Below are 2,570 nucleotides of genomic sequence, written 5' to 3'. Positions count from 1 at the left end.
GTAGGGGCACGGCAGCAGTAAGTTTTGTCACCAAATCAAAGTTTTTCGGATGCCGTGCCCCTACCACGTCGCGTTGCACCCAATTGAAAACCCCTGTATACCCAGGGGGTAGGGGCACGGCAGCAGTAAGTTTTGTCACCAAGTCAAAGTTTTTCGGATGCCGTGCCCCTACCACGTCGCGTGGGTTAACTGTACCAATTTGTCGCCACCATTCCCGCAGTAAGGTAGCGCGACCTTTGGGAGAATGGATGCGATTGCTTGTACCCTTATAAGACGGACACATGACGCTATCGGGATTAAAATTAAAACACGCTCCATTCCCATTGCAACTAAATGCCTCTGCATATTCCGAACGCACAGAGGCGGGAACTTGTCGGTCAAAATGACCCCGCAAAGGCGATTCAATTTTCACAACTTCGGCGTCACTGCCAAAAGGAGTAACAATTTTTCCTGGATTTAATCGATTATCCGGGTCAAAAGCTGCCTTAATTTTCCGCAATTCTTCATACAATTCCCCAAAGAAAACAGGAGTATATTCGCTGCGAAATCCTTTCCCATGTTCCCCCCACATGACGCCGCCATATTTCCGCACCAGGGATACAACTTTATCGGATAATTCCCGTATTAGTTTTTCATCGTTTGGCGCTTTCATATCTAATGCTGGTCGGACGTGCAAGCATCCCACGTCTACGTGACCAAACATGGCATAATCTAGCTGATATTCTGTTAGTAAGGCTTTAAATTCTCGGATATAACTGGCGAGACATTCGGGCGGAACGGCGGTATCTTCGATAAAGGGAATCGGTTTGCGTTCTCCTTTGGTATTTCCCAAGAATCCCACCCCTTTTTTTCGCAAGTTCCACAGGTCGTTTATTTCTTCTCCACTTTGTGCCAAATAATATCCCGTCGCTTTTTCTAATTTAATTTGACTAACTTTCTGTTTAACTTCCTCTATATTTACCCCGGTAAATTCAACTAAATTAATTGCCTTTGCATCTGCCACGAATTCTTTGACTTGATAGTAAATTGCATCCTGTTTGGCCAGTGATAAAATTTTTTCATCAATCGTTTCTATTGCTGCTGGTTCTGATGCTAATAAAGTTTCTGCGGCTGATAAAGCATCGTCAAAACAGCGGTAGTGAATTGCTAGCAATTGTTTAGATTTGGGCAGGGGGGTTAACTTCAATTTTGCTGACGTAATGACGGCTAGGGTTCCCTCTGAACCCGCTAAAATCCAATTTAGGTTAAAATTCTCCTGTTGATAGACTTTCGCCAAGTTATACCCGGTCATAAATCGAGGCATTTTGGGGAAAGTTTGGGCAATTATTTCCCGCTTTGAGGTGACAATTTCATCGACTTGGCGGTAAATTTCTCCCAGACGACCGGACTGTTGTTTAAAGTCGGATAAAGTAGCAGGAGAAATGTCTTGCGATCGCGCGACTGTTCCATCAGATAAAACCCAAGTTAATGCCAAAATATGATTGCTGGTTCGCCCATAAATTCGCGACCCTTTTCCACAAGCATCCGTATTAATCATGCCGCCAATCGTCGCGCGATCGCTCGGCGATAAGGAAGGCGCAAAAAATACCCCATAAGGTTGCAAATAAGCATTTAATTGGTCTAAAACCACTCCCGGTTGCACTCGCACCCAAGCTTGTTCCAGATTCAGTTCTAAAATCTGATTCATGTACTTAGAACAATCAACAATCATCCCAGGAGAAAGCGATTGACCGTTGGTTCCCGTCCCCCCGCCTCTGGGAGAAAAGGCGATCGATTTAAACGGTTCTTGATTGGCTAATTTAAACAAATGCACCAAATCTTCCTCAGTGCGGGGAAAGACAATTGCTTGGGGCAATATTTGATAGATGCTGTTATCGGTAGACATCAACAACCGACTGGCAAAATCCGGGCGCATTTCTCCGGAAAAGGGAGTTTTTGCCAAAGCTTCTAAGAAAAGTGTATATTCTGGTTTTAAGGTTTCTTGAAGAGTCAATCGGGGAATCATAATCTGAGTTAGTGAGATTAATAGAGGTTTTAATGTCAGATTTACCTATCGACCCAATTCTTTACCTGATGCTGAGTCTTCACTGCGTTATCGGTGCGCTCGCTGCCATGATAGCCCAAAATAAAGGACGCAGCTTGAATTTGTGGCTGCCTTTGGGGTTAGTTGTAGGAACGCCCGCTTTAATTGTAGCTTTGTTGATCAAGCGCCAGGATTAAAAGTTGAACGGCGATCGCTGTGGGGAAATTTTGATTGCGGTCTGGCAAAAATCCCGTTGGCGGTCGGGGCACGGCATTATATATGTGGTTAAATTATCCGGGAGATCCCTTGCCGTGCCCCTACTTCATCCACCTGTTGTCACCATCTCGTTGGCGGTCGGGGCACGGCATTATATATGTGGTTAAATTATCCGGGAGATCCCTTGCCGTGCCCCTACGAATGCACCTGTTGTCACCATCTCGTTGGCGGTCGGGGCACGGCATTATATATGTGGTTAAATTATCCGGGAGATCCCTTGCCGTGCCCCTACGAATGCACCTGTTGTCACCATCTCGTTGGCGGTCGGGGC

General features: G+C 45.7%; 3 protein-coding genes. 2 read left to right on the top strand and 1 reads right to left on the bottom strand.

Annotated elements, in window-relative coordinates:
* Window positions 1–2,005: FAD-binding and (Fe-S)-binding domain-containing protein (locus MiSe_RS48515; RefSeq protein WP_226594618.1), on the bottom strand; the 2,005-nt coding region annotated here is incomplete at its 3' end.
* 32 nt (window positions 2,006–2,037) lie between these two features.
* On the opposite strand from MiSe_RS48515, the gene MiSe_RS48510 reads away from it, so the two are divergent.
* Window positions 2,038–2,220 carry a hypothetical protein gene (locus tag MiSe_RS48510; protein ID WP_226594616.1) on the top strand — a complete coding sequence of 61 codons (183 nt, stop codon included), beginning with the start codon at window positions 2,038–2,040 and terminating at the stop codon, window positions 2,218–2,220.
* Window positions 2,221–2,223: 3 nt separating this feature from the next.
* The gene (locus MiSe_RS48505; RefSeq protein WP_226594614.1) at window positions 2,224–2,406 is read left to right on the top strand and encodes a hypothetical protein; all 183 of its coding nucleotides are present in this window, start codon (window positions 2,224–2,226) and stop codon (window positions 2,404–2,406) included.
* Window positions 2,407–2,570: the final 164 nt, after the last annotated feature.

It is taken from the genome of Microseira wollei NIES-4236 (assembly GCF_020521235.1).
GTDB lineage: Bacteria > Cyanobacteriota > Cyanobacteriia > Cyanobacteriales > Aerosakkonemataceae > Microseira > Microseira wollei.
This window is presented reverse-complemented; position numbering and strand designations above follow the sequence as displayed.